A 730-nucleotide genomic window follows, 5' to 3' on the forward strand; every position below is an offset into this window, starting at 1 on the left:
CAGTCAAACGTTTCGACTGGTTATGTCAACGTTTGTTGGTGGCGTGGACTCCAGCCGGAGATGGCGAAGCGCGACACGCGGGATCCGCTGGCCGGTCGTCGTGGCGTCGCCAGCCGGTAGCGAATCGCCGGACTCACGCAACCAGGCCGACCGGCAGTCCGGGACCTTTTCAGCAGGTGCGCAGGCACTGCCGATGAAGCGCCCGCTCGGTGGAGCGGATACCCGAACCAAGCAACGGTTCGATAGCACGCTGGAGGACTCTGCCCGCGAGCCCACCGGGGAACTTGTAGTCGGCAGTTATATCAATGCGGGTCAACGCCGATCCCATCGCCGTCGTGGCAACGGTTGCGGAGGCCACGATACCGTTGTTGGTCACCAGAGCCTCAGTGATAAGCCTGTAAGGCTCCCACTCGGTGACGCGACTTGTTCCTGTCATGGAGACCGGCCCGATTTTGCCTGTACCTCGAAATTCGGCACCGATCCCCGCTGATAGTTCGCCGGTCGGCTCAAGAGTCTGCAAGCCGAACACCCACTCCGGCATCCGGCGGTAGTCCGCAGCGTAGTCGAAAATCACTTCGGCCGGTAACTCTAGAGTGCCGGAGGCGGACACGATCGTCATGGGCTGCCGGCCGATGCGAAAGGCTGCGGCGTGGAATCGCGGATCGAGTGATTCCCGCAGTCAGTGCGCATCGGCTGATCGTGGCATCACCGTTACGACTTGTCAACAGGC

1 protein-coding gene is annotated in these 730 nt (G+C 62.1%); it reads right to left on the minus strand.

All coding sequences use genetic code 11. From position 1 onward, the window contains the following. Positions 1-169: 169 nt before the first annotated feature. Positions 170-619 (minus strand): SRPBCC family protein, encoded by a 450-nt coding sequence (locus tag AC5Y49_RS24795; RefSeq protein WP_499892019.1) that lies wholly within the window; start codon positions 617-619, stop codon positions 170-172. Between the last annotated feature and the right edge of the window lie 111 nt (positions 620-730).

The organism is Mycobacterium sp. NGS62 (genome assembly GCF_059812285.1).

What these genes read in the sequence shown, in the direction of transcription:
- AC5Y49_RS24795 (WP_499892019.1), bottom strand. Translation starts at nt 619, where the DNA reads ATGACGATCGTGTCCGCCTCCGGCACTCTAGAGTTACCGGCCGAAGTG.